Source organism: Lentilactobacillus kefiri (assembly GCF_007989105.1).
GTDB lineage: Bacteria > Bacillota > Bacilli > Lactobacillales > Lactobacillaceae > Lentilactobacillus > Lentilactobacillus kefiri.
Genome location: NZ_BJVK01000006.1, coordinates 45,982 through 72,078 on the forward strand (window position 1 = coordinate 45,982; position 26,097 = coordinate 72,078).

Annotated in this window: 25 protein-coding genes and 1 other annotated feature; of the genes, 21 read left to right on the forward strand and 4 right to left on the reverse strand. The window is 40.8% G+C overall.

The annotated features are described in order from the left end of the window. The first annotated feature begins 28 nt into the window (after positions 1 to 28). Genes LKE01_RS03695 through LKE01_RS03705 form a run of 3 tightly spaced genes read left to right on the forward strand, consistent with a single transcriptional unit; the run spans position 29 to position 4,847 of the window. The gene (locus tag LKE01_RS03695; protein ID WP_056981210.1) at positions 29 to 1,270 is read left to right on the forward strand and encodes a metallophosphoesterase family protein; all 1,242 of its coding nucleotides are present in this window, start codon (positions 29 to 31) and stop codon (positions 1,268 to 1,270) included. Then, positions 1,267 to 3,849: an ATP-binding protein gene (locus LKE01_RS03700; protein ID WP_054768952.1), complete on the forward strand. Its 2,583-nt coding sequence runs from the start codon at positions 1,267 to 1,269 to the stop codon at positions 3,847 to 3,849. The genes LKE01_RS03695 and LKE01_RS03700 overlap by 4 nt, the downstream gene beginning before the upstream one ends. A gap of 11 nt (positions 3,850 to 3,860) precedes the next feature. Next, on the forward strand, positions 3,861 to 4,847 hold the full coding sequence (locus LKE01_RS03705; RefSeq protein WP_056981212.1) for a 3'-5' exoribonuclease YhaM family protein: 987 nt from the start codon (positions 3,861 to 3,863) through the stop codon (positions 4,845 to 4,847). Between the two features lie 67 nt (positions 4,848 to 4,914). Here the strand turns inward: LKE01_RS03705 and LKE01_RS03710 are convergent, their stop codons facing one another. From LKE01_RS03710 to LKE01_RS03720, 3 genes are all read right to left on the reverse strand, one after another. After that, complete coding sequence (locus tag LKE01_RS03710) at positions 4,915 to 5,796, reverse strand: peptidylprolyl isomerase PrsA (RefSeq protein ID WP_056981214.1); 882 nt, start codon at positions 5,794 to 5,796, stop codon at positions 4,915 to 4,917. 130 nt (positions 5,797 to 5,926) lie between these two features. Next, the gene (locus tag LKE01_RS03715; protein ID WP_056981216.1) at positions 5,927 to 6,232 is read right to left on the reverse strand and encodes a hypothetical protein; all 306 of its coding nucleotides are present in this window, start codon (positions 6,230 to 6,232) and stop codon (positions 5,927 to 5,929) included. 2 nt (positions 6,233 to 6,234) lie between these two features. Next, positions 6,235 to 6,663 (reverse strand): HIT family protein, encoded by a 429-nt coding sequence (locus LKE01_RS03720; protein ID WP_056981217.1) that lies wholly within the window; start codon positions 6,661 to 6,663, stop codon positions 6,235 to 6,237. 126 nt (positions 6,664 to 6,789) lie between these two features. Here LKE01_RS03720 and LKE01_RS03725 point away from each other — a divergent pair, with 126 nt between their 5' ends. The 3 genes from LKE01_RS03725 to trmB are packed head-to-tail and all read left to right on the forward strand — an operon-like array spanning position 6,790 to position 9,414. Then, positions 6,790 to 7,527 (forward strand): ABC transporter ATP-binding protein, encoded by a 738-nt coding sequence (locus LKE01_RS03725; RefSeq protein WP_056981219.1) that lies wholly within the window; start codon positions 6,790 to 6,792, stop codon positions 7,525 to 7,527. Then, entirely contained in the window at positions 7,524 to 8,747 is a 1,224-nt protein-coding gene (locus LKE01_RS03730) for an ABC transporter permease (RefSeq protein WP_056981220.1), read from the forward strand. Before LKE01_RS03725 ends, LKE01_RS03730 begins: the two co-directional genes overlap by 4 nt. A 25-nt stretch (positions 8,748 to 8,772) precedes the next feature. Then, complete coding sequence (gene trmB / locus LKE01_RS03735; RefSeq protein ID WP_056981221.1) at positions 8,773 to 9,414, forward strand: tRNA (guanosine(46)-N7)-methyltransferase TrmB; 642 nt, start codon at positions 8,773 to 8,775, stop codon at positions 9,412 to 9,414. Here trmB and LKE01_RS03740 read toward each other — a convergent pair. Further along, positions 9,404 to 9,715 (reverse strand): hypothetical protein, encoded by a 312-nt coding sequence (locus tag LKE01_RS03740; protein WP_054768953.1) that lies wholly within the window; start codon positions 9,713 to 9,715, stop codon positions 9,404 to 9,406. The genes trmB and LKE01_RS03740 overlap by 11 nt on opposite strands. 129 nt (positions 9,716 to 9,844) lie before the next feature. On the opposite strand from LKE01_RS03740, the gene LKE01_RS03745 reads away from it, so the two are divergent. The 15 genes from LKE01_RS03745 to rplT all read left to right on the forward strand — a co-directional run bounded on the left by LKE01_RS03745 (position 9,845) and on the right by rplT (position 26,028). Then, positions 9,845 to 10,180, forward strand: coding sequence for a thioredoxin family protein (locus tag LKE01_RS03745; RefSeq protein ID WP_056981223.1), 336 nt, complete (start codon positions 9,845 to 9,847; stop codon positions 10,178 to 10,180). A 24-nt stretch (positions 10,181 to 10,204) separates the two neighbouring features. Next, the gene (gene ytpR, locus LKE01_RS03750) at positions 10,205 to 10,843 is read left to right on the forward strand and encodes a YtpR family tRNA-binding protein (RefSeq protein ID WP_054768954.1); all 639 of its coding nucleotides are present in this window, start codon (positions 10,205 to 10,207) and stop codon (positions 10,841 to 10,843) included. A gap of 21 nt (positions 10,844 to 10,864) precedes the next feature. Further along, positions 10,865 to 13,060 carry a DNA translocase FtsK gene (locus LKE01_RS03755; RefSeq protein WP_056981225.1) on the forward strand — a complete coding sequence of 732 codons (2,196 nt, stop codon included), beginning with the start codon at positions 10,865 to 10,867 and terminating at the stop codon, positions 13,058 to 13,060. A 25-nt stretch (positions 13,061 to 13,085) separates the two neighbouring features. Beyond that, positions 13,086 to 14,417: a UDP-N-acetylmuramate--L-alanine ligase gene (murC, locus tag LKE01_RS03760; protein WP_056981227.1), complete on the forward strand. Its 1,332-nt coding sequence runs from the start codon at positions 13,086 to 13,088 to the stop codon at positions 14,415 to 14,417. 143 nt (positions 14,418 to 14,560) lie between these two features. After that, on the forward strand, positions 14,561 to 15,283 hold the full coding sequence (locus LKE01_RS03765) for a Bax inhibitor-1/YccA family protein (protein WP_056981229.1): 723 nt from the start codon (positions 14,561 to 14,563) through the stop codon (positions 15,281 to 15,283). A 103-nt stretch (positions 15,284 to 15,386) separates the two neighbouring features. Beyond that, the gene (gene polA, locus LKE01_RS03770; protein ID WP_056981231.1) at positions 15,387 to 18,041 is read left to right on the forward strand and encodes a DNA polymerase I; all 2,655 of its coding nucleotides are present in this window, start codon (positions 15,387 to 15,389) and stop codon (positions 18,039 to 18,041) included. A gap of 23 nt (positions 18,042 to 18,064) precedes the next feature. Further along, on the forward strand, positions 18,065 to 18,904 hold the full coding sequence (gene mutM / locus LKE01_RS03775; protein WP_054768955.1) for a DNA-formamidopyrimidine glycosylase: 840 nt from the start codon (positions 18,065 to 18,067) through the stop codon (positions 18,902 to 18,904). Next, entirely contained in the window at positions 18,901 to 19,491 is a 591-nt protein-coding gene (coaE, locus tag LKE01_RS03780; RefSeq protein ID WP_056981232.1) for a dephospho-CoA kinase, read from the forward strand. The genes mutM and coaE overlap by 4 nt, the downstream gene beginning before the upstream one ends. Positions 19,492 to 19,505: 14 nt before the next feature. After that, positions 19,506 to 19,994, forward strand: a complete 489-nt coding sequence (nrdR, locus tag LKE01_RS03785; protein ID WP_056981236.1) for a transcriptional regulator NrdR — start codon at positions 19,506 to 19,508, stop codon at positions 19,992 to 19,994. Continuing rightward, positions 19,995 to 21,386: a replication initiation and membrane attachment family protein gene (locus tag LKE01_RS03790; RefSeq protein ID WP_054768956.1), complete on the forward strand. Its 1,392-nt coding sequence runs from the start codon at positions 19,995 to 19,997 to the stop codon at positions 21,384 to 21,386. Between the two features lie 5 nt (positions 21,387 to 21,391). Then, positions 21,392 to 22,351, forward strand: coding sequence for a primosomal protein DnaI (gene dnaI, locus LKE01_RS03795; RefSeq protein WP_056981238.1), 960 nt, complete (start codon positions 21,392 to 21,394; stop codon positions 22,349 to 22,351). A gap of 332 nt (positions 22,352 to 22,683) precedes the next feature. After that, on the forward strand, positions 22,684 to 24,627 hold the full coding sequence (gene thrS, locus LKE01_RS03805) for a threonine--tRNA ligase (RefSeq protein WP_056981241.1): 1,944 nt from the start codon (positions 22,684 to 22,686) through the stop codon (positions 24,625 to 24,627). Positions 24,628 to 24,703: 76 nt separating this feature from the next. Further along, positions 24,704 to 24,841 (forward strand) — a sequence feature (ribosomal protein L20 leader region). 38 nt (positions 24,842 to 24,879) lie between these two features. After that, a complete protein-coding gene (infC, locus tag LKE01_RS03810) occupies positions 24,880 to 25,389 on the forward strand; it encodes a translation initiation factor IF-3 (RefSeq protein ID WP_056981243.1) in 510 nt (169 codons plus the stop codon). 33 nt (positions 25,390 to 25,422) lie between these two features. Beyond that, positions 25,423 to 25,620 carry a 50S ribosomal protein L35 gene (gene rpmI / locus LKE01_RS03815; protein ID WP_056981245.1) on the forward strand — a complete coding sequence of 66 codons (198 nt, stop codon included), beginning with the start codon at positions 25,423 to 25,425 and terminating at the stop codon, positions 25,618 to 25,620. Positions 25,621 to 25,671: 51 nt separating this feature from the next. Continuing rightward, positions 25,672 to 26,028, forward strand: a complete 357-nt coding sequence (gene rplT, locus LKE01_RS03820) for a 50S ribosomal protein L20 (RefSeq protein ID WP_054768958.1) — start codon at positions 25,672 to 25,674, stop codon at positions 26,026 to 26,028. The last annotated feature ends 69 nt before the right edge of the window (positions 26,029 to 26,097 follow it).

Consider the following 26,097-nt stretch of genomic DNA (forward strand, 5'->3'; position numbering starts at 1 on the left):
GTACATATATGTTAGAAAGGTATTCATTATGAAATTCATTCATACGGCAGATCTACATTTGGATAGTCCATTTTTAGGACTCAAAAATAACGGGCTTCCTGATGAACTTTGGGAAAAGGTTCATCAATCAACCTTTGATTCTTTTAAAAGAATCATTGATGGGGCAATTGAGCAGCAAGTGGATTTTGTTTTGCTGGTAGGTGACCTGTTCGACCGTGAAGAACGAAGTGTCGCTGCTGATGCATTTTTGATTAACCAGCTAAATCGGCTTAAGGACCACGAAATTGAAGCGTTTGTCAGTTTCGGTAACCATGATTATTCGACGGCGGACCCGGCTTCGTTCGGCTATCCGGCCAATACTCAGGTATTTGGCAATCAGGTTGAGACAAAGCGGTATCCGTTGCATGACGGCACGGTTGTTGCCATTAATGGATTTAGCTTTGACAAGCAGTGGATTACGCAACCGGTGATTCAAGAATATCCTCAGGCGGTTTCCGATGCGACCTGGAATATTGGGATGCTTCACGGCAGCTTGAGCTCCTTGAACTCACCTGAAGCGAATTACGCGCCATTCACACTATCAGAACTCCAAGAAAAGGGTTATGACTACTGGGCATTAGGCCATATTCACAAGCGGCAATCATTAAACGCTCAGGGAACGATCAACTATTCAGGAAATACCCAGGGACGACACATTAACGAATCAGGTGAAAAGGGATATCTGCTGGTTCAAAATGAGGGTCAACAACTTACAACGACATTTAAACCGACTGCACCAATTATTTGGGAAAAAGTCACCATGTCTTTGGCTGATTTATCAACCGATCAATTGGCAGCTTCAATGCTTGAAAAAATTGCCGATTTGAAATATTCAAAACTTCACTTCATCAGAATTGAGCTAACCAGCGACACTAATGTTGATCCGGCCATTCTTAATCAGATTAACAATGGTGATTTGCTGGATGAGCTCCAGGAACTCAATACCGATAAGTGGCAGCAATTGAACTGTTGGATCACTTCGGTAGAAGCTCCACAAGTCAGTGATGTGGTCTACAGCACGATTGACCAGAAGTATTTCAATCAGGCACGGGAAGCAACTTTGAACGATGATGTCTTTAACCAAGTTCTCAAAGACTTTTCAAAGCAACCGGCGTTTATTAAAGACGAAGTCAGTCAAGCGGATGCCAAACATGAAATTTATGATCAGGCTGGAACAATTTTGCAAGAAAACGTGGTTAATCCTGATGATGTAGAGGAGGATTCTAAGTGATTATTAAGCAATTAAATATTTACGGTTATGGTCGCTGGATTGATCAGCAAATTGATATCCAGAATCCTCTGCAAGTCATTTATGGCCCGAATGAAGCGGGAAAAAGTACCATTATCGCTTTTATAAAGGGCATCCTGTTTGGCTTTCCCGACAAGAAGCATTCACCCCATGGCCAATATCAACCCAAAGGAAATGCACCTTATGGTGGTGAAATGACTTTCGAGGTTGATGGGCACCTCTATAAAATTGTCCGAACTGGTTTAAAGTATAATGGCACGATAAAATTTTACGATTTAGATCAAGGTACAAAACTGACCAAAGACGATTATCAGAATATCATCTCGCCGATTGACCGGACAGCATACGATCAATTGTTTTACTTTGGCAGTATTGATCAACACGAGTTCTACCAGATGGGGCGTGATGAACTGAGGATGCGGATTCAATCCATTGGGGTTGCGGGAGCTGGAGACTGGATGTCCCTGCAGTCGAATTTGGATAAACAATCGGCGAAGATGTATGCCCCTCATGGTCGGACAAAAACGATTAACGTTCAAATTTCAGATTATAAAAAGCTGGAAAAGCAAGTTACCGACGCCAAGGCAGATTTTCCCCGTTACCAGCATTTGCAAGCAGATTTGAAAACAAAACAGGCGAGCTTGGATCAACTGCAGTCACAGTTAAAGGTTCTCGATCGTCAGTTGGACGAAAAACGTCATCTGCAGACGTTATTGCCACTGGTCAGTCAGCTAAAAGGATTAAAGGGTCTTGATGAATCCCAACTGAAGGCGGGATTCACCAATGATGATATTAATCAGTTTAATCAGCTTGACTTGCAGCTTAAGACGCAAGAAGAGCAGGTATCTACAAGACAAAAAGCGGTTGATGAAATTGCCGGCAATCTGGTAGTGACCCCTAGTCAAAAGTTTTATGAAGCCCATAAATCCGACGTTGACCGATTGACTGATGAATTGCCGGATGCTCAAAAGCTGGCTCTTAGAATTGAAATGACCGCAGCTCAGATTGCGGAAGTTCAAAAACAAGTTGATGAAAAGGCAAGCCTGATTGATAAGAATGACCAGGGGGAATTACCCAAGCCGTTTGATCGGCAAACTTTTAATCAGGTCAATGATTTATTGCGTGAACAACAGAATTTGAAAGAACGGTTATCAGAAAATCATCGCCGTCGCAGACAGTCTAGTCCATCCAAAAACCAACCGAATTTCTCAATTTGGTATGGTGTTGCGATTGCATTAATCATTGGGGCGGTTCTCCTGAGTACCACTTCGGCTGGTTGGATTGGTTACATTTTAGCGATTGTTTCGGCAGTTTGGGGTTGGTACAACGCCAAGAATTCGACCCAGGATGCACCGGTTGAAACAAGGGATGATCAGGCGGCTGTTCAAAGCCAGTTAGAGAAAATTCAAGATAAAATGGCCGTTATCTCTAAGAAATTTCAGCTCCAAGGAATTGATGAACCAAATTGGATTTCCATTCAGTCACCATTGCAGCAGGTTGCTGATTTAAAGGTAAATTTACAAAAGCAGTCCAATACTTTGAATGATAGTCAACGAAAATACTCGGACTTTCTCAGGAAATGGACGTTTGCCAGTGATTGGCTGAAGTTTGATCAGTCGAAGTATTCCCAGACGGTTGAGACAATTGCTGGAACTGTCAAACACTGGCAGCAGTTATCAGCAAGCTATCAACAGCAGAAAGACGAACTGGATAAACGGCAAAAGGACCTTGCGTCAGCCAAAGCGGATTTTGAACAATTGTTGCTGAAGAAAAAGCAATTTTTAGATCATCGTGGAATTCAGTCAGACACGGCATTTAATCAGTTGGTTGAATCTCAAGGTTCACTGGCAAAAGATTTGAGTCGAAAAGCTGATTTGGAAAAACAGATCACCGCAGCCAATGTGCAGATTCCCGATGACCTAGATTCGGAACAATTAGATGCAGCAATTAATGATCTGGCCGTTAAGGGTCAGGCAATGCGTCAAAAGTTGGATGACTTAAGTCAGGAGACCACTCGAATTAAGACCGAAGTCGAAGGCTTGATTAAGAACGGAAAATATTATGATTTGCGCCAACAGTTGGTAAACATGCAGACAGAAATTGTTGAAAATGTTCAAAAGTATATGGCGTTGAAGTTAAGTTCTCAGTGGATTCAAGCAGTTCTCAACATTGCCAGCAAGGGGCGTTTGCCAAAGACATTGGCCCTTGCCAAAGAGTATTTTGCGACTTTGACCAATAATGCGTATAAGGATATCATTTTCAAGAATGAAATTTCAGTTGTTCGAAATGATGACGTGCATTTTCCAATTAATGAATTATCGACCGGTACGTTGGAGCAGCTTTATCTAGCATTAATCTTTTCAATGTCGGTTGGGTTTAGTGATCAGTATCCAATGCCGATTATGATTGACGATGGCTTTGTGAACTTTGACAAAGATCGGAAAAAGGCAGCTGGTAAATTGCTTGATCAGGTTAGCGAAAGAACCCAAGTCTTATACTTCACCGCAAACCTCGATGACAACATTGATTCAAGTTTGGTCTTAAATCTTAAAAAGCTTTAGGAGGCGATTTTATGGCAAAACAACTCATGGATATTCAGTTGGATGAGGACTTTGAGATGTATGTTCTCTTAAAAGATTCAACGAAACGAGTCGCAAAAAACGGCAAAACATTTTTGTCACTGGTATTTCAAGATAAATCGGGAGAAATATCTGGTAAGTATTGGGATGCTTCCAAGGAAGATGTGGCACGATTCACTTCCGGAAAAGTTGTTTTATTAAAGGGAAAACGAGAGAATTACATGAACTCCCCACAAATTAAAATTCTTGCGATGCGGTTGGCTAACAACAGCGAGCCGCATGACCCGGTCAATTTTGTTAAGCGGGCAGGCATGTCTCGGGATCAAATGGAAGAGTACATTGATCAAACAATTTTTGAAATCACCAATGCAACCTATAACCGGATTGTTCGGTCATTGCTTTCAAAGCATGCCGATGCATTTTACACATTTCCGGCTGCTAAATCGAACCACCATGATTTTGCCGGTGGCTTGGCATTTCATACGATTTCGATTTTACGTCAGGCACATGCAATCGTGAGTCAGTATGATGGTATAAATGCGCCTTTATTATACGCAGGTGCCATTTTACATGATCTTGGTAAAACGATAGAGTTGTCCGGCCCAGTGGCCACAGAGTACACATTAGCGGGTAATCTGCTTGGACACATCAGTATTATGGATGCTGAAATTAGTGAGACTGCTGATAAATTGGGAATTGACCCAGAATCACAAGATTTATTGCTCTTAAGACATATGATTCTTTCACACCATGGATTGCTGGAATATGGATCTCCGGAACAGCCGAAGATTCTTGAAGCAGAAATCCTTCATCATCTTGACGAGCTTGATGCGACGATTGTGATGATCCAAGGTGCTACTAAGAATATTGAACCGGGACAATTCAGTGATCGAGTGTTCGGATTGGATAATCGGCGCTTTTATAAGCCTAAAAAGTCGGTTGATCCCAAACAAAAACCGACCCAGGGCAAGCTTTTATGATGTTAAGACAATAAAAAAGGAATTGAACTTAAAAGTTCAATTCCTTTTTGTCTAGCTATTTTTAAGATTACTTCTTAGTTGAGCTTGATGAAAGGTAATCTGATAAGACGTTTTGAAGGTCTTTATCTTGGATGGTAACTTTACCTTTTTTAAGAACCTTAGATACAACTGAATGTAAGGTGTTGCTGTCAGACATCTTGGAAGTAACGATTTGATTCTTCAATTCTGATTCATGTTGTTTCCAAGTTCCCTTTGAAGGGTGGTTAACCATTTGGATAATTTGGTAACCATATTGAGTCTTAACAGGGGTCTTGGTGTATTCACCGTTCTTCAACTTGAATGCAGCTTTCTTGAAGTTAGAATCAAGAGTGGTGTTAGTGTTGTCAAATGGTGAAATACGTCCGCCTTTGTTCTTAGTTGCAGTGTCAGTTGAATACTTCTTAGCTAAGCTTGAGAAGCTCTTGCCATCTTTAAGTTCACTGATAACTTTGTTTGCTGTGGTTTTCTTAGAAACCAAGATTTCGTTAACAGTAACTTTTGGTTGATATGACTTGAACTGAGTTTGAAGTTGAGCATCAGTAATGGTGATGTTGTCTTTAACAGCTTGCTTCAATAAGAGGTTTGAACGAATTGAGTCCTTTAATTGAGAAGCGGTCATACCATTTTGTTGGAGAACTGAGTTAAATGATGAACCATATTGCTTCTTGTATTTAGCAAATTCACTATTTACTTGTGAGCTCTTAACATCTTTACCGTATTGCTTTTCCAAGACCTTGTTTAAGATCATTTGTTGCAATACTTGTTTACCGCTTGAAGTACTCTTCAAACTACTGTAATAAGCACTTTCTGTAATTTTACCGCCGTTTGTAGTTGCAACAGTTTTGCTGCCACAAGCTGCAAGGGTAAAACTCATCATAATGCCGGCTAAAACGATTAGCCATTTTTTCATACAAAAACACATCCATTCCTAAAAGTATTCGTCTGCAAAGCAAACGTTCTCGATAATAATAATAACATAATATGACACGTTTATATAATGACCACTGGAATTTAACGAAATTTTCAGATTTTATTAAAGACTACTTTAGTTTGTCTGAATATTTGTTAATTTCATCCAGGCGGGGTTCAATTTGAAACATGGCGTCATCGATATCTCGTTGAATGCCGGAAATTGTTTTTTCCAGGGCAGGCAATTGGCTCTTAAATTGATCCATTGAGTTTTTAAAATCCTGATAAGCTGTTTTCCAATCTGCAGCTTTCTGTTTTTTATCCTCAAATGATGTCTTGGCCCGTTGGACAAATTCTTCCGGCGTTTCTTTGCGGGAATAAAGGTAAGCACCCGCAACAATCGCGGTTGCACCGATAATTTTAAAAGCTGTCTTCATCATTAATCACCTATATGTTTTTCGATTGATTCCTGGATGGCCTTGAGTTGATCGGGAGAGTATTTTTTTGAATTGTCCTTGAAGATCATCTTAAAGTCATCATTGTTGGTATAGCGGGGAATTAAGTGGAAGTGAGAATGGAAAACAGACTGGTAGGCAACCTGACCATTGTTGTTCAAAATGTTCATCCCTTTAATATCCGGGTTGGATGCCTTGACAGCACGCGCAATCTTTGGAATTCTTGCAAAAACCTCACTTGCCAGTTCTTCATCATAATCAAAGATATTGGCAATATGTTTCTTGGGGATTACCAAAGTATGTCCTGGAGTTCCCTGAGAAATATCCAAAAATGCCTTTACAATATCATCCTCATAAACAGTGTAGCTGGGGATTTCATTTCTTACGATTTTACAAAAAATGCAATCTTTCATAATCTCTGCCTTCTTTCTGTGAATACTAATGATATTATACCATTAATATCCGCTTGGCCTAATTCAACGGCTGATGTAATATGGTATAATCTTGTTTGTAGATTTTAGATGATGTGGAGGTAAATAATGTCTTTAGAAGTTTCGAATCTGGTCGGCGGTTATTCTCAAGTACCAGTATTAAAAGACGTCAGCTTTGACGTTAAAGATGGCGAGTTGGTTGGATTAATCGGCCTTAACGGAGCCGGAAAGTCCACAACTATCAACCATATTATTGGTTTATTAACCCCGTTCAAGGGATCCATTAAAATTAACGGCACCACGCTTAACGAGGATGTCAAAAAGTATAAAGAACAAATTGCTTATATTCCGGAACAGCCAATCGTCTATAAAGAGTTGACACTAAAGGAACACCTGGAAATGACGATGCTTGCCTATAACCTGGACCAGGATGAATCCTGGAAACGGGCTCACAAGCTGCTGAAACTATTCAGACTTGATAACAAATTAGATTGGTTCCCAGACAACTTTTCAAAGGGAATGCGGCAAAAAGTCATGATTGTTTGTGCATTTTTAACGAATGCCAAGCTGTTTATTATTGATGAACCATTTCTTGGCTTGGATCCTTTGGCAGTGAATGATCTGTTGAACCTGATTTCCGAAAGAAAAAAGCAGGGTGCAAGTATTTTAATGTCAACTCACGTTCTGGATACCGCTCAACGTTACTGTGACCGTTTCGTATTGCTTCACAACGGTCGGGTAAGGACTGAAGGAACCATTGAAGAACTGCGGAAATTGTTCCCAGAAGCCGGCGATTCATTGAATGATATCTATCTCACTCTGGCAAGGGAAGGCGATGCCTCATGAAGCAGTTATTTAGGCAACGCTTGACTTCACATCTAAAAGAAATGATGCGGTACCTGAGACTGGTATTTAACGATTACTTTGTGTTGGCACTGCTATTCGTGATTGGTGGATTGGGGTATTATTATTCCCATGCGCTTAAACAGCTTCATACCGGAATCTGGTGGGCACCAATCCTGATTATTGGTGTCCTATTAGTCAGTGTTCAGCTGGGACGATTTGCGACCTTAATCCAAGCACCTGACTATGTTTTCCTGTTACCGCGGGAATCTGATATATACAACTATCTTAAGAGCGGTTATAAGTACAGCTTATCAATTGCCTTGGCCATCCAGGTCTTGTTGTGGATCATATTGATGCCGTTCATCCAGGTAACGATGCATGTGACGGCAACTGATCTTTATGTATTGTTGGCCACAGTGCTTCTAATGAAGACGGTATGGTTGAACGCTGATTTTGCACGAAAATATCATTTGCAAAATCGTTGGCTGTCAAACCGCTTAATCTTTCGATTAGTAGTTCCGATTATCACATTTGCGCTGTGCGTTTATGTTAATTATTGGCTTGGGTTGGCACTCGCTGTCATTGCACTGATTGTGAGTTATTTCAGTCGCCAAAAGTGGGCCGCCAGATCACTTGATTGGACAAAAATGATTGCCGATGAAAATAGTCGAATGCATACGGTTTACCAGTTCTTCAACTTGTTTACAGATGTTCCAACGCTTCAGGGATCCGTTAAGCGTCGTCGATATGTCGATGGCATTTTGAATCGGATCAAATTGGTTCCAAAGAATACCTACCTCTATTTGTATGGCCATGGAATTGTTAGAGACAATGAAATGAGCGGCTTATATGTTCGTCTGTTGGTGATTGGGACATTGTTTTTAGTCTTTATCAAAGGTGAAATGCTGCCAATCTTATTGAGCCTGCTGTTTGTCTATCTGATAGGTTTTCAAATGATTCCGTTTTATTTTCACTTTTCGGATAATGCGTTTGTTCATGTCTATCCAATCACGAACCAATATCAATTAATGAGCTTTCAAAAAGTGCTGCTTTACCTGCTGTCAACCGTTGGCGTTGTCTTTGCAATCGCAGTGGTTGCGGTGAACTACTCGAACCTTGTGACGGTCTTTGGCGTGATTATTGGAGAGGCAGTAGAAATTTGGGCGTTTATTTATCTTTACCTGCCAAAACGACTGGCAAGAAGTGAACGTGTTAGATAGAATGTTTAATTTATAGGAGAAATATATGCGTGTAAGAAAAAAGCCATGGGCTGATAAATATATCAAAGACCATGGCGACTATATTGTGACTGATCCAAAGAATTGGCTGGGAAAATGGCAGCAGCGGTTTGCCAAACAGCAACCTTTAAATGTGGAGGTTGGAATCGGTAAGGGCAGGTTTATTATTGAAACTGCCAAAGCCAATCCCGACATCAACTATATTGGAATTGAATTGCAAACTTCCGTCATTGCAACGGCTTTGCGGACCTTCATGGAAAACCCACTGTCAAATGTTCAGTTTGTTTTGACAGATGGGGCTGATTTAGACGAATTGTTTTATCAGGATGAGATCAAAAAGATCTTTTTGAATTTTTCCGATCCATGGCCTAAAAAGCGTCATGCCAAACGGCGATTGACCTCACCACTTTTTCTCAAAACCTATCAACATGTTTTAGCTGATGATGGTGATATCGAATTTAAAACGGATAACCGGGGATTATTCGAGTATTCATTGGTTACCTTTAACAACTACCCAATGAAATTCGACTATGTATCATTGGATTTACACAAATCCCCTGAGAACGAGACCAATATCGAAACTGAATATGAGCAGAAATTCAGTCCAAAAGGGCCGATTTATAAGCTGATTGCTCATTTTACAAAGTAATGAGTTGGTGTTTCATAATTCGTTGAGTTTGCGTGTTAATCCAAAATTCTTCGGATTGATGCTGGCCATTTTGATCAAGATAATTAAAGCCAAAATGAAAAACTTCCGGATTTGAATTCTGACCTGGAATGGTGGTCCAGCTTCCCAGATATTTGAAGCCTTTTAATGCGGCTGAATGTTTGGTATTCTTAACGATAGTAGTTAAATGGTTGTTGTATTTTTGATCGGATTTGCTGACTGCGTAAGCTCCTGCAGCAAGTGCTGCCAGTGACAAACCATAAAATATTGTTTGCTTTTTCATAATTCTCCCCGTTTTCATTGTATGATATGTATACTTTAATATATTGACGACGGATGAGCAAACTGAACCCGATAAATGACTTCATGCGGTATAATGTACTTTACATTAGTAAGTGAAAGGATGATTACTTTGAAAAAATTACAAAAAACGAACTTAAATGATCTCAACCAAGAACTTAAAAATGGCAAATACATGCTGTTCTTTACCGCTGACTGGTGCCCAGACTGCCGCTTTATCAAGCCTGCCATGCCAGCAATTGAAGCCGAATATTCTGAATATACCTTTTTGATGGTTGATCGTGATGAAAATATCGATCTTGCCGGTGAAATGGGTATTATGGGAATTCCAAGTTTCGTTGCTTATTCAGACGGCGAGGAAATTGGTCGTTTTAATAATGGCGACCGTAAGACAAAAGCTGAAGTTGAAAACTTTATCAACTCATTATCAAGTACCGTTGCAAAATAATTTATTGTTGGAAGGAATTTTTAAATGTTAATAGCCAGTTATAACCCCAAGAATACAGGCGACACAATGGTTCTCATCATGAATCCCGATGCTGCCGCACAAGACGTTACAATTCATGATCATGTTGCCCGAATATTTTCAACTGAAGATAATCAAACACTGGGGTACAACTTTTTAAAAGCAAGTGAAATTCTTCCTGAAATTGTAAAAGAAAATGGCCGAGTTTCATTAACCCAAGATCAGGTAGCCAAGTTAAATCAGTATCTTGACGGACACGGATTCTCTGGGGATATTGTCTATGATGACGCGCCCAAGTTTGTTGTTGGCTATGTGAAGTCAGTTGAAGATCATCCACATGCAAACCATTTGCAGATTACCAAGACCGATATTGGAAATGGTAAAGATCTTCAAATCGTCAGTGGTTCTCCAAACATGCGTGAGAACATCAAAGTTGTTGTTGCTCTTAGTGGCGCAATGATGCCTAACGGACAAATTATCTGGCCTGGTGAACTGCATGGCGTTGAGAGTGACGGCATGATTTGTTCCGGCCGGGAACTGCATATTCCCAATGCACCTCAAGTTCCTGGTGCATTGATTTTGCCTGATGATTACCAAGTTGGAACTGCTTTTGATTTTCAAAAGGCACAACATTTATTTGACTAAACTATTTTGGGTGGATGAACTATGAAGCATTATGATGGACCAGCTTTTTTTCGTAAAAAGGGGATTTCAAGAGCTCCTCGCGAAAAAAAGGTTACTAAACAATTTAAAACACCACGTTTTGATGACACCCAAGACAAGCGGGCGGCAAATATTCTTAAGCGGGATTCGGACCATGGGGATGAAACACCTGCATTTCTAAAAGAGATTAAGAATTTCAAGCCTCAAAAGCGATCAAAATCTGATAAACGTAAGCAGCAGATTAAAACGAATTATTTTCTCAGCCAGCAGCGTCGTCAACATCATTTGTATGATGAGTTGACCCGCCGGCTGCGGATTACATATGATGATTTAATTGTCATTGCCGATAAACAGGCAACAATTGATGAACCAAAAGAACAATCGAAAGAACCAACAAAGGCAAAAGAACCGGAAGATTTACCAACTTCTTATCCAGTTCAAACCACTGAAATGAAGCAAACGTCGTTACCGCGATCTACCAACAATCATTTATCTGCGGATCATTCAGCAAGCCCACATTCAGCGAGTCAACGATTATCGAAGCATAGGCGCAGATCCTTGAATCATAGAGGACTGGGGCAATCACTTAATACCATTATTAACAAGGAACAGGCCAGTAAATCTGACCTTTCTTTGTTTCATACTCAACATCGTGATACACCTTCAGCATCTGATAAAGCGCCGGTTCCGTCGGAAAAAGTTGTTGCGTCTCAAACAGAATCAGAGCAGAATCACATCCCAGCTGTGACAAGTGATGAACGGGGCTATCATTTCCCACCGATTTCACTATTATCAAAACCACAGGTAGCTGAATCGGACTCGATTGACGAATGGATTTCCCATCAGTCTGATATTTTAAACCGGACATTTGCCGCGTTTAAAGTGGATGCCAAGGTCGTTGCATGGACGAACGGACCCACAGTTACCCAGTTCCAAGTTAAATTGGCTCTTGGTGTTAAAGTCAGCAGAATTACAAATTTGACCGATGATTTAAAGCTGGCTTTGGCTGCCAAAGATATCCGGATTGAAGCACCAATTCCAGGTAAAACCACCGTTGGTATTGAAATCCCCAATCCTAAACCAAGGCCGGTTGTTTTATCTGAAGTGATTTCAACTGATCATTTCAAAAACAGTCAGTCTCCATTAACCACCGCACTGGGTGTTGATTTATCTGGCGTTCCTCGAACAGCTGATGTTCGGAAAATGCCTCATGGGTTGATTGCCGGAGCGACAGGATCTGGAAAGAGTGTCTTTATCAATAGTCTGCTGGTTTCTTTATTGTATAAGGCAACGCCTTCAGAATTACGTTTATTGTTAATTGATCCTAAGGCCGTTGAACTAGCCCCTTACGATGGAATTCCACATTTGCTGTCACCCGTTATTTCAGATCCAAAGACGGCCGCAGCTTCTTTGAAATGGGTCACTGAGGAAATGGACCAGCGTTATGAAAAATTAGCAGCTGCTGGGGCAAAGAACATTGAACAATTCAATCGTGACGCCGAAAAGTCTGGTGAATATGGATTAAAGATGCCTTATATTTTGGTGATCATTGATGAATTAGCCGATTTGATGATGGTCGCTTCAAGCAAAGTTGAAGATTACATTGTTCGAATTACTCAAAAAGCTCGGGCAGCCGGTATTCATTTAATTGTTGCCACTCAACGTCCAAGTGTCGATATTGTGACTGGGACAATTAAGAATAATATTCCAACCAGAATTGCATTTATGGTTTCCAGTCAGGTTGATTCCAGAACGATTTTGGATTCTGCCGGGGCTGAGCGTCTGCTTGGCCGTGGGGACATGCTATATCTGGGTAGTGGCGCTAATCAGCCTGTCAGACTTCAAGGAGCGTTTGTAACCAATCAGGAGCTTGACAGGATTGTTGATTTTGTTCGCCAACAAGATGAGCCAAAATATCTTTTCACACCGGATAGTTTAAAAAAATCCAGTTCTGAAGAAAGTTCACAAGACCGATTAATGCCCCAAGTTTTGAAATATATTGCAAATGAAAACACAATTTCTACCTCAAAGCTTCAACGTGTATTTTCAATCGGTTATAATAGAGCTGCAAACATTATTGATCATTTGCAGGAAAAAGATCTGGTTTCAGAGCAACAGGGTTCAAAACCGCGGACTGTGTACTATAAGCCGACGGAAAATGGACCAGCTCCGGAATCACAGCACAATAATCAAAAATAACATAATGGGATAGGTAGGATGTCGAATGAATTCAGATACTGTATATCATTTTGTAGGAATTAAAGGAACAGGAATGGCCGCAATGGCTTTGATCTTGCATGATCGTGGCGAAAAAGTGCAGGGATCCGATATTGATCAGTACACTTTTACTCAACGAGGCCTTGAAAAAGCAGGTATTAAACTATTACCTTTTGATGAAAAGAACATTCATGAAGGTTTGACGGTTATTGCCGGCAACTCATTTACTGATGACCATCCAGAAATCAAAAAAGCTCGGGAAATGGGCCTGACTGTTTATCGTTATCACCAATTCCTTGGTAAAATTATCAAGGGAAAGACGAGTATCGGTGTTTCCGGTGCCCACGGAAAGACAAGTACAACTGGCTTGCTGGCACACGTTCTTTCAGGAATTGCACCAACTGATTATTTAATCGGTGATGGTTCCGGTAAGGGTGTTCCAAATGCCCGGTTCTTTGTTTACGAAGCCGATGAATATCGTCGTCACTTCTTGGCAACTGAACCTGATTATGCCATTATGACAAACATCGATTTTGACCATCCTGATTACTACAAGAGTATTGATGACGTTCAAAGCGCTTTTCAAACCTTTGCCAATCAGACTAAGAAAGGCATTTTTGCCTGGGGCGATGACAAGCGGCTTCGTCAATTAAAAGCCAAGGTTCCAATTTATTACTATGGTTTGCATGATACAGATGATTTCCAAGCTGTTGACGTTAAGCGGACAACTAGTGGTTCAAGCTTCAATGTCACATATAAAGGCAAAGACCTAGGAAACTTCTTTGTTCCATTGTTTGGTGAACACAATATCTTCAATTCATTAGCTGTTGTTGCGGTGGCATATTTCGAAGATGTTAACCTTGATGAAATTCGTAAAGAATTAAAAACATTCCAAGGTGTTAAGCGCCGATTTGCTGAACGCAAGATTGCCGGCATGACGATTATTGATGATTATGCTCACCATCCAACTGAAATTAAAGCCACTATTGATGCTGCTCGCCAAGAATATCCAAACAAACAGATTGCGGTTGTGTTCCAACCACATACGTTCAGTCGGACGATTGCGTTAATGGACGACTTTGCCAAGAGTTTGAATCTTGCTGATGAAGTCTTCTTGACTTCAATTTACAGCTCACCACGTGAAAGTCACGGCAAGGTTTCAAGTGAAGATTTGTCAAAGAAGATTACCAAAGGTGGTCGGATCCTATCTGTTGATAACATGTCACCATTATTGGATTACGATAATGATGTGGTTATCTTCATGGGTGCCGGAGATATCCAAAAGTATGAAAAATCATATGAGGATCTCTTGAGCCATTTAACTAAGAAAACTAATTAAGATATCTTATAGAAGCTGTTAATTGGGTGGTAATTACTTGATTAATGGCTTCTATTTGGTAAAATTACTTAACAGTATAGGTATGAATGCTGTTTCATAATCTGAATGGTGTTCAAACTTACAAATAAAAGGGAGCGGATTTAATGAACAATTATCCAAATGAACAACCGGAAGCTCGGAAAGTCGTTAACAACGCTGCCGGGTTGAATACCTTCTTAACGAAAATGTATGGCTGGATGAGTCTGGCCGTCTTGGTTTCAGCAGCAACCGCATTTTTGGTTAGTGGTTCTGTTGCCGGTGGAATGGCTGTTTACATTGCAGCTCATCGAGGTGTTATGTGGGGATCAGTGATTTTATGGTTTTTCTTGCCAATTATCATTTCAATTCAGGCATTGAAACGGCCGACACTTGCATTTACGGTATTAATGCTATATTCCATTCTTAGTGGCTTTGTGTTTGCCACCGTGGCTTGGGCATATACCGGTGCTTCTATCGCAGCAGCCTTTGTTTCTGCTTCGGCAATCTTTATTACGATGACAACTGTTGGTCTAGTGACCAATAAAAGTTTGGATTGTTGGGGTGCGCAGGCAACTGCCGCATTAATCGCATTGGTAATTGCGATGGTTATTAACATCTTCCTTCGCAGCTCGATGATTTCATTTGTCCTCTCAATCATTGCCGTCATTATCTTCACTGTCTTGACTGCATATGACACTCAGAAGATGAAGCAAATGTATAATCAATATGCTGGCAATGGCGAAGTTTCGATGACTGGTTTGGCAGTCTTCGGTGCTTTGCAATTGTATTTGGACTTCGTTAACTTATTTATCCAATTACTTTCAATTTTCGGTAATAACGAGCGTTAATTTTTAAAACAATCATGAACGATTAACCATTGAGTTGGTTGATCGTTTTTTGTTATCTGTCGTGGTAAAATTAAAGTAATAGTTTTCATCAGAGGAGAAGTCAATGACTAAGAAATTATTATTAATCGATGGTAATAGTGTCGCTTTTAAAGCATTTTATGCCTTGTACACTGCCATGGATAAATTTACAAATTCATCCGGCCTGCACACCAGCGCCATCTTTGGTTTTAATCGGATGCTGGACAAGGTTTTAACTACTGAAAAGCCAACCGACGTGCTGGTGGCGTTTGATGCTGGTAAAGTTACATTCCGAACTAAAATGTATGCGGATTATAAGGGTGGTCGGGCAAAAACGCCGACTGAATTATCAGAACAATTCCCATTTATCAAAGAACTTCTGAACGACCGTGGCATTCAAACTTATGAGCTGCCCAATTATGAAGCCGATGATATTATCGGTACGTTGGCGAAGCAAGCTGAAGATGCCGGTGATTATAAGGTTGTTATCGTGACTGGAGACCGCGATTTAACGCAACTGACTTCCGACAAGACAACCGTTCAGGTTTCCAAAAAAGGTGTGACAGAATTGGAAACCTACACACCAAAACACGTGGAAGAAAAGCTCGGTGTTAAGCCGAGTCAAATTATTGAGATTAAAGGTCTGAAGGGTGATAACTCTGATAATTATCCAGGTGTCGAAAAAGTTGGTGATAAGACTGCCGTTAAGCTGGTTCAGCAATTTGGCACGATTGAAAACCTTTATAAGAATATTGATCAGGTCTCAGGCAAAAAATTAAAAGAACATTTGATTAACGATCAAAAGCAGGCCGAAAGAGCTCATACTTTGGCAACGATTAATCGTGAGGCACCCATTACAATTTCCTTGGATAAACTAAAATATCAAGGTGATAATATTGAAAAGCTCACTGATTTTTATGAGCGAATGGGCTTTAAATCATTTCTGTCAAAATTGTCAGTTGATGATAATGATCACGCTGATGATCAAAAGGCCATTCAATATACCGTTTTAGATGCAAAAAACGTCTCCGAGCTTGATCAGTTTACGGACGAAGTTTCATTTCATCTTGAGATGTCCGAAGAAAATTATCATATCTCGCCGTTAGTGGGATTTGCCATTGGCCAAGGGGACAAGTGGTACGCAACCAATAACCCGGACCTGTTGGAAAACGACCACGTTAAACGATTACTGACAAGTCAGAAAATCAAGAAGAACGTTTTTGATGCCAAACGGACCTATGTTGGCTTATACCGTCAGGGTATCAAGCTTCAAAATGTTGACTTCGATATGCTGCTGGTCTCATATTTGCTTAATACAACTAATAATAGTAATGACGTTGGAACCGTTGCCCATCTGCACGGGTTCTATAATGTTAAAACCGATGAAGAAGTTTATGGCAAGGGTGCCAAGCGTAAGATTGAGACTGAATCACCCGAATTTTTGTCCCACTTGGTTCATAAAGTCAATGCGATTGATCAGTTACACGATGAAATGTTTAAAGATCTTGACGAGCATAATCAAACCAAGCTCTATCGCGACATTGAAATTAAGATTGCGTTTGTATTGGCCCAAATGGAAATCAACGGCATTAAAGTGGATTCTGCCACTCTTGAAAGTATGGGCAGCAAGTTCAAAGAGCGTTTGGCAGAAATTCAACAGACAATTTATCAAGAAGCTGGCGAAGAATTTAATATTGGTTCACCCAAGCAGCTTGGTAAGATTTTGTTTGAAAAGTTACGTTTGCCAATTTTGAAAAAGACTAAAACCGGCTATTCAACTTCAGTCGATGTTTTGGAAAAGCTGGCGCCAGATGCACCGATCGTCCAAAATGTCTTGGATTACCGTCAAATTGCCAAGTTACTTTCCACATACGTTGATGGCCTCTTGAAGGTGATTCATAAAGATGATTCCAAGGTTCACACCAGATATTTGCAGACTTTAACCCAGACCGGCCGATTGTCTTCAGTAGATCCAAACTTACAGAACATCCCGGTTCGAACTGAAGAAGGCCGTTTGATTCGTCAAGCATTTATTCCATCGCATCCCGGTTGGCAAATCTTTTCATCCGATTATTCGCAAATTGAACTGCGGGTTTTGGCTTCAATTACTGAGGACAAAAACATGCAGGATGCCTTTAAAAACGGTGAAGATATTCATGCCACTACTGCCAGGAGAATCTTTGGATTGCCTTCCAACGAGGAAGTAACTCCTGATTTGAGACGTCAGGCAAAGGCGGTTAATTTTGGAATTGTTTACGGTATTAGTGATTTTGGTTTGTCAAAGAATACCGGTATTACCCGTAAGCATGCGCATCAATTTATTCAGCGTTACTTCGAAGAATATCCCGGCGTAAAGAAGTATATGAACGATATTGTGGAATTTGCACGGAATCACCGCTATGTTGAAACAATTGCCCACAGACGGCGTTATTTGCCCGATATCAATGCCAAGAGCTTCAACCTGCGTTCGTTTGCTGAAAGAACCGCGATGAACACACCAATCCAAGGAAGCGCAGCGGATATTATCAAAATTGCCATGATTAATATGGCAGATGCTATTAAAGATATGAAGACCAGAATGTTACTCCAGGTCCACGATGAATTAATCTTCGAAGTTCCAGATGAAGAAATGGAAACTGTCAAAAAGTTAATTCCAAGTGTCATGGATTCGGCAATCAAGCTGCACGTTCCATTGAAGGTTGAAAGCCACTGGGGTAAAACATGGTATGATGCAAAATAATTTGAATTAATGGGGGATCTAAAATGCCTGAATTACCTGAAGTTGAGACTGTAAGACGCGGGCTGACTCAATTAGTTGAGGGAAGTACCATCAAAACAGTTGACGTTTTATATGCAAAAATGATTAATCTTCCTCCTGATGATTTTAAAGAAGCTCTTCGTGGCAAACGAATTGAAAAGATTGATCGTCGGGGGAAATATCTTTTTATTCGCCTGAGTGGTCATTTGACGATTGTGTCCCATCTTCGGATGGAAGGGAAATACGATGTTGAACCGGAAGGATCGCCCATTGATAAGCACACGCACATTATTTTCCACTTAACGGATGGGCGTCAGTTAAGGTATAACGATACCCGAAAATTTGGGCGGATGAACTTGGTTGATACTGGAACCGAGATGCAGGTTGCCGGTTTGAAAACCATTGGACCGGAACCAACCGAAAAAGATTTGACGGTCGAGTATATGAAGCGGATTTTCGCAAAAAGCCGGAAAGTTATCAAGCCGTTTCTGCTGGATCAAAGCAACATCGCCGGTTTGGGAAACATTTACGCCGATGAGGTCTTATGGTTGAGTAAAATTAACCCCAAACAGCCGGTCAATACAATTAGTCTCGCAAAGATTAAAGTCTTACGAAAGAACATTATTGACGAACTGGCAAGAGCAATTGCAGGCCATGGCACAACCGTTCATTCATATTCAACTGCATACGGCGAAGCTGGACAGTTTCAAAATCACTTAAATGTGTATGGCAGAGAGGGTGAACCCTGCCCACGATGTGGAACCAAAATCGTTAAAATCAAGTTGGCCCAAAGAGGCACGCACTTTTGCCCGAAGTGTCAACGGTTGCGTGGTGTTAAGAAATGACAAAATTAGTTGGTTTAACTGGTGGCATCGCGACCGGTAAATCGCTCGTGAGCGGCTATCTACAAAAAAAGGGTATTCCAGTGATTGACGCCGACTTGGTCACTCACAAAGTAGAAGCAAAGGGAACGCCGGGACTTGAAGCTTTAGTTAAAGCCTTTGGCCCGCAGATCATCCTTTCCGACGGGGCACTAAACCGATCGGAATTAGGCAAAATTGTTTTCAATAATCCCAGTGATTTGAAGCAGTTGGTCAGAATTATTGATCCCTTTATCCGATCGGAAATCTTTAAACAACTCGCCGCGTATCAGTCGGTTCCTTTGACGGTTCTGGATGCGCCAACTTTATTTGAAAACGGCTATGCCCATTTAGTCGATGAATTGGTCGTTGTCTACACTGATCCGGTCACGCAGTTGCACCGTTTGATGAAACGCAATAAACTGAGTATTGTGAATGCTAATAAGAGAATTCAAAACCAATGGCCGTTGCAGACAAAATGCAATTTGGCTGATACAATTATTTATAACTCTGGTACAGCCGAACAAACGCTGCTCCAAGTCGATAATTGGTTGGCAAATGAAATGAAATAGACGAGGTGAACGCCATGCAATGTCCTCATTGCGGATATAACGGCTCAAAGGTTGTTGACAGCCGGCCTACAGATGATGGTCGGGTGATCAGACGACGAAGAGAGTGTGAACACTGCGGTTTTCGATTTACAACGTTTGAACGGGTGGAAGTCACCCCATTGTTGGTTGTAAAGAAAAATGGTAACCGTGAAGAATTCAACAGAGAAAAATTATTAAAAGGAATTGTCAGATCTGCCGAAAAACGACCGGTTTCAATGGATGCGATTACCAATTTGGTTGATCGGGTTGAAAATAAGCTCCGATCACTTGGCGAAAATGAGGTTTCCAGCCAGCAGATTGGTGAATATGTGATGGAGGATCTGGTTAATTTGGATGAAATTGCCTATATCAGATTTGCCAGTGTCTATCGCCAATTTAAGGATATGTCGGTCTTTTATAAAGAGCTGAAAGAAATTATGGAAAAGGATAAGAAAAAGCATCAGGATAACTCGGAGGGAAAATAAATGTTGAATTCCCTGGATAAGTTGACGCCTGATACCAAATATTTAGTTATTAATGCCCATATCAATCGAAGCTTGGATCATAGTGTCCTTACCAATTTGTATCAACCAATTATTGGTGAAAAAGCAATCGCATTATACAATTTGTTGTGGTCGATGAGTTTGGACGATCATAATCAATTGGTCCTTCATAAACATTATGAGATTCAAAGTATGCTCAACTGTAAGATTGAAAATCTGGTTGCCATCAGAAAGCAACTGGAAGCTGTTAAGTTGATTAACACCTTAATTTCAACCGAAAAGAAGGATGTTTTGATCTATTCGCTGAATCTGCCTTTATCAGCAGAACAGTTTTTGCGAACGGATATTTTGTCGATTATTTTATTAGGCAAGGTTGGAAATGAGACGTATCAGCAGATTGTTGATCGTTTGGTTGCCCCAACTCCCAATTTGGGAGAAACAACCGATGTTTCCGCCAAGTTGTTGGATTTGTTTAATGTTCCGCAAAACCTGGTTAAAACAATTCCAGGTGCGGTTAACGAGGCTAAACAAAAAGTGGTGCGGGCAAATGCCAGTGTCGATAAAAGCGATTTTGAGCCTGACAGTCAACACTTTGACTTCCGGCTTCTCTTGAGTATGCTTGAAAATTCCTACGTGGATGTGAATAGTGTGAAGGCTGCCCGAGATCTCATTATGTCCGAGCACCTGCTCTATGGCATTGATGAAATTCAGATGGCCAAACTGATTCAAAAGGCAACCAACCTGAGCACCAATGAACTCAATCAGCCCCAGTTAAAGGCGATTATTGCCGATAGCTTTAATAAGCATCAGGCGGACACGATTGACCATCAACCAGTGTCATCAGAGCCCGATCAGTCAACTTCGAAATCCGCAAATAATGCTACCGAGCAGTTGATCTCAATTAGTAAAGAATTGGCTCCGGTTGCCTTCCTTGAACAAATCAAAAAGCAAAAACACGGGATTGTTACCAGTGGTGAACAGCGGACGTTGTCGGAACTGGTCAATCTCCGGGTCTTGCCAAATGAAGTCATTAATATTTTGATTTACTATTTGCTAGTCGAGGAGAATCGTTCAACGCTGAATAAAAATCTGATGTCGACAATCGCCGATGACTGGTCACAGCACAACATTGTTGATGCCGAAAAAGCCATTGCCGAAATTAAGCAACGACCCGTCATGCTTAAAAAGAAGGCCGAACAACGAGCTGCCAAATACAAGCAGCGAAAAGTTAATGTTAAAGAGACCTTGCCTGATTGGGCAAAGGATGACCAGAATTCGAAACCAGCAGCAAAAACGAATAATCAGTTAACTGAAGCTCAGAAAAAGCAGCTCAAAGAACAGCTTGATAAATTAAAAAAGCCCGGAAGTAGGTGAAATAAATGGAAAAAGTAAGTGACTTTGTTAAAAAGTTAATGGAAGATCGTCGATTCAAAGGCGGCAACGTCAGCCAAGGATTCACCAAGATTATTAACCAAATCAAGAATGATCCCGAAATTGCCAAATTTTTAAATGATCATCGAGATGAATTGGCTGACGACGCAGTGGACAGATCCGCCGCCAAACTCTACGAATACGTCAATGTTAAAAATCAGATCAAAGAAAAGAAAAAGTCTTTTGCTCCAGGATACCTGCCACAGTTGGTGATTAACGACCACCTGATTGACATTTCATATACTGCTTCTCCTGAAGTCATTGAAAAGCAGCGTAATCAATCACTGGCACGTCGCATTCGGACAGTTTCGATGCCAAAAGATATCAAAAATGCCAGAATTGCGGAATTTGACGGTGCTGATCCGGCTAATCCGGATCCCGATCGCTTTACCGCACTTTCAATGGCTCTGAATTTTATTGACCAAATGAAAGCAAATCCCAAGACATTTCATCCCGGCTTGTACATATACGGCCCCTTTGGTGTCGGCAAAACGTATCTGACAGGTGCAATCGCCAACGAACTTGCTGATAATAATATTCAGACAACGATGGTTCATTTCCCCAGCTTTGCCGTGGAGATGAAATCTGCAATTACCGATAACACCGTAACTGAAAAAATTGATGTAATTAAGAAGTCGCCAGTCTTGATGATTGACGATATCGGAGCAGATTCGATGTCTTCATGGGTCCGTGATGAAGTCCTTGGAGTTATCTTGGAGTATCGGATGCAGCAACAATTACCGACATTCTTTACATCAAACTTTTCAATGGCTCAACTTGAACAGGAACATTTGCGGATTAATCAAAAAGGTGACGACGAACCCTTGAAAGCCAAGCGATTGATGCAGCGGATCAAATTCCTGTCACGTGAAGTTGAGATGACTGGAAAGAATCGTCGGCCAGTTTAATTTGCAAATTTAATTGACATTTTTAAAGGGCAACTCTATACTAAATTCAATGAATCAAAGAGACATGATAATTACTTCTCATCACAGGGAGAATGGTTCTAGCCTGGAAGACCATTTGTTTAGAAATTAATTATTACCACTCTTTGGAATGGATTGCGGATAATGCTTTCCCGGTCGGTACCGTTAGCAGCCACTTGAGAGCTTTTTGGATATTTGTATCCAAAAATCCAATTTGGGTGGAACCGCGCTAATTGCGTCCCTGATATGCTGTAAAAGTATATCAGGGACTTTTTTTGTGGCTCCAATTAAAATAAAAAAAGGAAGTAGGAAATATGTCAAAACTTTCGTTTGAATTTCCAGATGGCAGTGTTAAACAATTTGACGATGGTGTTACCTCAGAAGATATCGCCAAGTCAATTGCGGTTAGTTTAGGTAAAAAGGCCGTTGCAGCAAAATTAGACGGCAAACTTGTAAATAACGACGAACCTTTACATAAAGGCGGAAAGATTGAAATCATCACCTCTGACAGCAAAGATGGTTTGAGCGTTTTGCGTGCAACCGCAGCTCAAATCTTGAAGATGGCAATTGCCAAAGAGTTTAACAATATTCACTTTGGTGAAAGTGATGCCGATGAAGATGGATTCTTTGTTGATACCGACAAGCCTGACACCCAAATCAGTGTTGATCAATTGGAAGGCCTTAGCCAGTCAATGCATAAGATCATCAAGAAGGACCTGCCAATTAAGGTTGTTTTCCTGAGTGCCGATGAAGCAGCTAAAGTTGCCGGCGACGACCCATACCAAAAAGAATTGGTTAAGGAAAATGAAGTTGACGGCAAGGTTAAGTTCTTTGAAATTGACGACTTCAAGTCAATCGCAGAAGGTGCCGTATTACCATCAACCGGTAAAGTTAAGATCTTCAAATTACTTTCAGTTGCCGGTGCATACTGGCAGGGTAAGTCATCCAATCCAATGCTGCAAAGAATTTATGCAACAGCATTTAACAAGCAAAAAGAATTGGATGCCGACCTTGAAAAGCGTAAAGAAGCTCATGAACGTGATCACCGTGTAATTGGTAACGAACTTGATTTGTTCTTCGTTGATCCTAAAGTTGGTGCCGGACTTCCTTACTGGATGCCAAATGGTGCAACTATCAGAAGAACGATTGAACGTTACATCGTTGACAAGGAAGTTGCCAATGGTTACCAACACGTTTACACACCTGTCCTTGCCAACCTTGATCTGTACAAGCAGTCAGGTCACTGGGCACATTATCGTGAAGACATGTTCCCACCAATGGACATGGGCGATGGCGAAATGCTTGAATTACGTCCAATGAACTGTCCTAGTCATATTCAAATTTACAACCACCACATTCGTTCATACCGTGAATTGCCACTTCGGATCGCTGAACTTGGTATGATGCACCGTTACGAAAAATCAGGTGCTTTGTCAGGACTTCAACGTGTTCGTGAAATGACATTGAATGATGGTCACACATTTGTTGCCCTTGATCAAATTCAAGAAGAATTCAAGAAGATCCTTAATTTGATGGTTGATGTATACCACGATTTTGATATCAGTGATTACACTTTCCGTTTGAGTTATCGTGATCCTGCCAATACTGAAAAGTACTTCGACGATGATGAAATGTGGACCAAGGCTCAAACAATGCTTAAAGGTGCCATGGATGAAATGGGCTTGAAGTATACCGAAGCTGAAGGTGAAGCTGCCTTCTACGGTCCAAAGCTTGATGTTCAAACAAAGACTGCCCTTGGTAACGAAGAAACATTGTCAACCATCCAGTTGGACTTCATGCTCCCAGAACGATTCGACCTTCATTATATTGGTGAAGATGGTAAACAACATCGTCCAGTTATGATTCACCGTGGCTTGGTTTCAACTATGGAACGATTTGTTGCCTACCTGACTGAAATCTATAAAGGTGCATTCCCAACATGGTTGGCTCCACACCAAGTTAAGATTATTCCTGTCAGCCAAGATAAGCATCTTGATTACGCAAAGAAGATCAATGAACAACTTCGCGCATTGAAGATTCGTTCATCTGTTGATACCCGTGCTGAAAAGATGGGTTACTTAATCCGTGATGCTCAAACTCACAAGATTCCATACACATTGGTTGTTGGTGACGAAGAAGTTAATGGCAACAGTGTTTCAGTTCGTAAGTATGGTGAAAAGGATACCCAATCCAAGTCAGTTCCAGACTTTATTGACGAAGTTTCAAAGGATATTGCTTCATATTCACGTGAAGAGTAATCACCATTGGATGACCGGTTCAATGATTCACTGTTTGACACATTAGTGATTAGATGATATTATTTAATAGTTGTTCAAATGAAAGCAGGAGCTACCCGCTTCTCGCCTGAGTAAATTTCTAAGTTTGCTGGGCATGATATCGAGTAAGAACTTGATCGTTCAAGTTCTTTAATTGAGAGCGGGCGCAAATCTGTGTCCGCTCTCTTTCTGCTTTTTCAAATTATTCGGAGGTGAAGTACCATAGCAAAAGATATGATGGTTAATGATGGAATCCGTGCTCGTGAGGTTCGTTTGATTGGTGCTAATGGTGATCAACTTGGAGTTAAGTCTAAGTCACAAGCGCTTCAGTTAGCTGAAGACGCTGATTTGGATCTTGTCTTGGTTGCACCGAAAGCCAAACCACCAGTTGCAAAGATTCTTGATTACGGGAAGTATCGTTTTGAAATGCAAAAGAAGGAACGTGAATCCCGTAAGAAACAAAAAGTCATCAGTGTCAAGGAAGTCCGATTAAGCCCAACAATTGATGTTAACGATTTTAACACCAAGTTGAAGAATGCCAAGAAGTTCTTGGCAAAGGGTGAAAAAGTTCGTGTATCAATTCGATTTAAGGGACGTGCCATTACCCATAAGGATATTGGTCGAAAAGTTCTTGACCGAATGGCTGCTGAAACGGCTGATGTTGCTGCCGTTACTCAACATCCCAAGATGGACGGAAGAAGCATGTTCTTAATGCTTTCACCAAAAGATCCAGATAAAAAATAATAGTTGTTAAATACTTGAGGAGGATTTTTACCAATGCCTAAACAAAAAACAAACCGTGCTGCAGCAAAACGTTTCAAGAGAACTGCCAACGGTGGATTTAAGAGTGCCAATGCTTACACAAGTCACCGTTTCCACGGTAAGACAAAGAAGCAACGTCGCCAACTTCGTGGTACTAGTATGATGGACAAAACTAACATCAAGACTTACAGAAAATTATTGCCACATCTATAAAATCAACTATACATTCAGTTATTACTTTTCAAAATATAGGAGGAATTCAAAATGCCACGAGTAAAAGGTGGAACAGTCACACATGCACGTCGTAAGCGTGTTTTAAAATTAGCTAAGGGTTATCGCGGTGGAAAGTCTCGTTTATTCAAGACTGCCAAAGATCAAGTAATGAAGTCACAGGTTTATGCATTCCGTGACCGTCGTAACAACAAAGGTAACTTCCGTAAGATCTGGATCGCTCGTATCAACGCTGCTGCTCGTCTTAATGACCTCAGCTACAGCCAATTTATGCACGGTTTAAAGCTTGCCAACATCGACATGAACCGTAAAATGCTTGCTGATTTAGCTGTTAATGATGCAGATGCTTTCAAAGCACTTACTGACGAAGCTAAAAAAGTACTTAAGTAATTTTGATGTGCTAAAATGACTTTCACCGATAGTTTGGTGGAAGTTTTTTTAAATAAATTAACTATATTT

Bases quoted from the DNA above. Each gene is read 5' to 3' on its own strand.
- LKE01_RS03695 (WP_056981210.1), top strand. From the start codon at position 29: ATGAAATTCATTCATACGGCAGATCTACATTTGGATAGTCCATTTTTA.
- LKE01_RS03705 (WP_056981212.1), top strand. From the start codon at position 3,861: ATGGCAAAACAACTCATGGATATTCAGTTGGATGAGGACTTTGAGATG.
- LKE01_RS03710 (WP_056981214.1), bottom strand. From the start codon at position 5,796: ATGAAAAAATGGCTAATCGTTTTAGCCGGCATTATGATGAGTTTTACC.
- LKE01_RS03715 (WP_056981216.1), bottom strand. From the start codon at position 6,232: ATGAAGACAGCTTTTAAAATTATCGGTGCAACCGCGATTGTTGCGGGT.
- LKE01_RS03720 (WP_056981217.1), bottom strand. From the start codon at position 6,663: ATGAAAGATTGCATTTTTTGTAAAATCGTAAGAAATGAAATCCCCAGC.
- LKE01_RS03725 (WP_056981219.1), top strand. From the start codon at position 6,790: ATGTCTTTAGAAGTTTCGAATCTGGTCGGCGGTTATTCTCAAGTACCA.
- LKE01_RS03730 (WP_056981220.1), top strand. From the start codon at position 7,524: ATGAAGCAGTTATTTAGGCAACGCTTGACTTCACATCTAAAAGAAATG.
- trmB (WP_056981221.1), top strand. From the start codon at position 8,773: ATGCGTGTAAGAAAAAAGCCATGGGCTGATAAATATATCAAAGACCAT.
- LKE01_RS03740 (WP_054768953.1), bottom strand. From the start codon at position 9,715: ATGAAAAAGCAAACAATATTTTATGGTTTGTCACTGGCAGCACTTGCT.
- ytpR (WP_054768954.1), top strand. From the start codon at position 10,205: ATGTTAATAGCCAGTTATAACCCCAAGAATACAGGCGACACAATGGTT.
- LKE01_RS03755 (WP_056981225.1), top strand. From the start codon at position 10,865: ATGAAGCATTATGATGGACCAGCTTTTTTTCGTAAAAAGGGGATTTCA.
- murC (WP_056981227.1), top strand. From the start codon at position 13,086: ATGAATTCAGATACTGTATATCATTTTGTAGGAATTAAAGGAACAGGA.
- LKE01_RS03765 (WP_056981229.1), top strand. From the start codon at position 14,561: ATGAACAATTATCCAAATGAACAACCGGAAGCTCGGAAAGTCGTTAAC.
- polA (WP_056981231.1), top strand. From the start codon at position 15,387: ATGACTAAGAAATTATTATTAATCGATGGTAATAGTGTCGCTTTTAAA.
- mutM (WP_054768955.1), top strand. From the start codon at position 18,065: ATGCCTGAATTACCTGAAGTTGAGACTGTAAGACGCGGGCTGACTCAA.
- coaE (WP_056981232.1), top strand. From the start codon at position 18,901: ATGACAAAATTAGTTGGTTTAACTGGTGGCATCGCGACCGGTAAATCG.
- nrdR (WP_056981236.1), top strand. From the start codon at position 19,506: ATGCAATGTCCTCATTGCGGATATAACGGCTCAAAGGTTGTTGACAGC.
- LKE01_RS03790 (WP_054768956.1), top strand. From the start codon at position 19,995: ATGTTGAATTCCCTGGATAAGTTGACGCCTGATACCAAATATTTAGTT.
- dnaI (WP_056981238.1), top strand. From the start codon at position 21,392: ATGGAAAAAGTAAGTGACTTTGTTAAAAAGTTAATGGAAGATCGTCGA.
- thrS (WP_056981241.1), top strand. From the start codon at position 22,684: ATGTCAAAACTTTCGTTTGAATTTCCAGATGGCAGTGTTAAACAATTT.
- infC (WP_056981243.1), top strand. From the start codon at position 24,880: ATGATGGTTAATGATGGAATCCGTGCTCGTGAGGTTCGTTTGATTGGT.
- rpmI (WP_056981245.1), top strand. From the start codon at position 25,423: ATGCCTAAACAAAAAACAAACCGTGCTGCAGCAAAACGTTTCAAGAGA.
- rplT (WP_054768958.1), top strand. From the start codon at position 25,672: ATGCCACGAGTAAAAGGTGGAACAGTCACACATGCACGTCGTAAGCGT.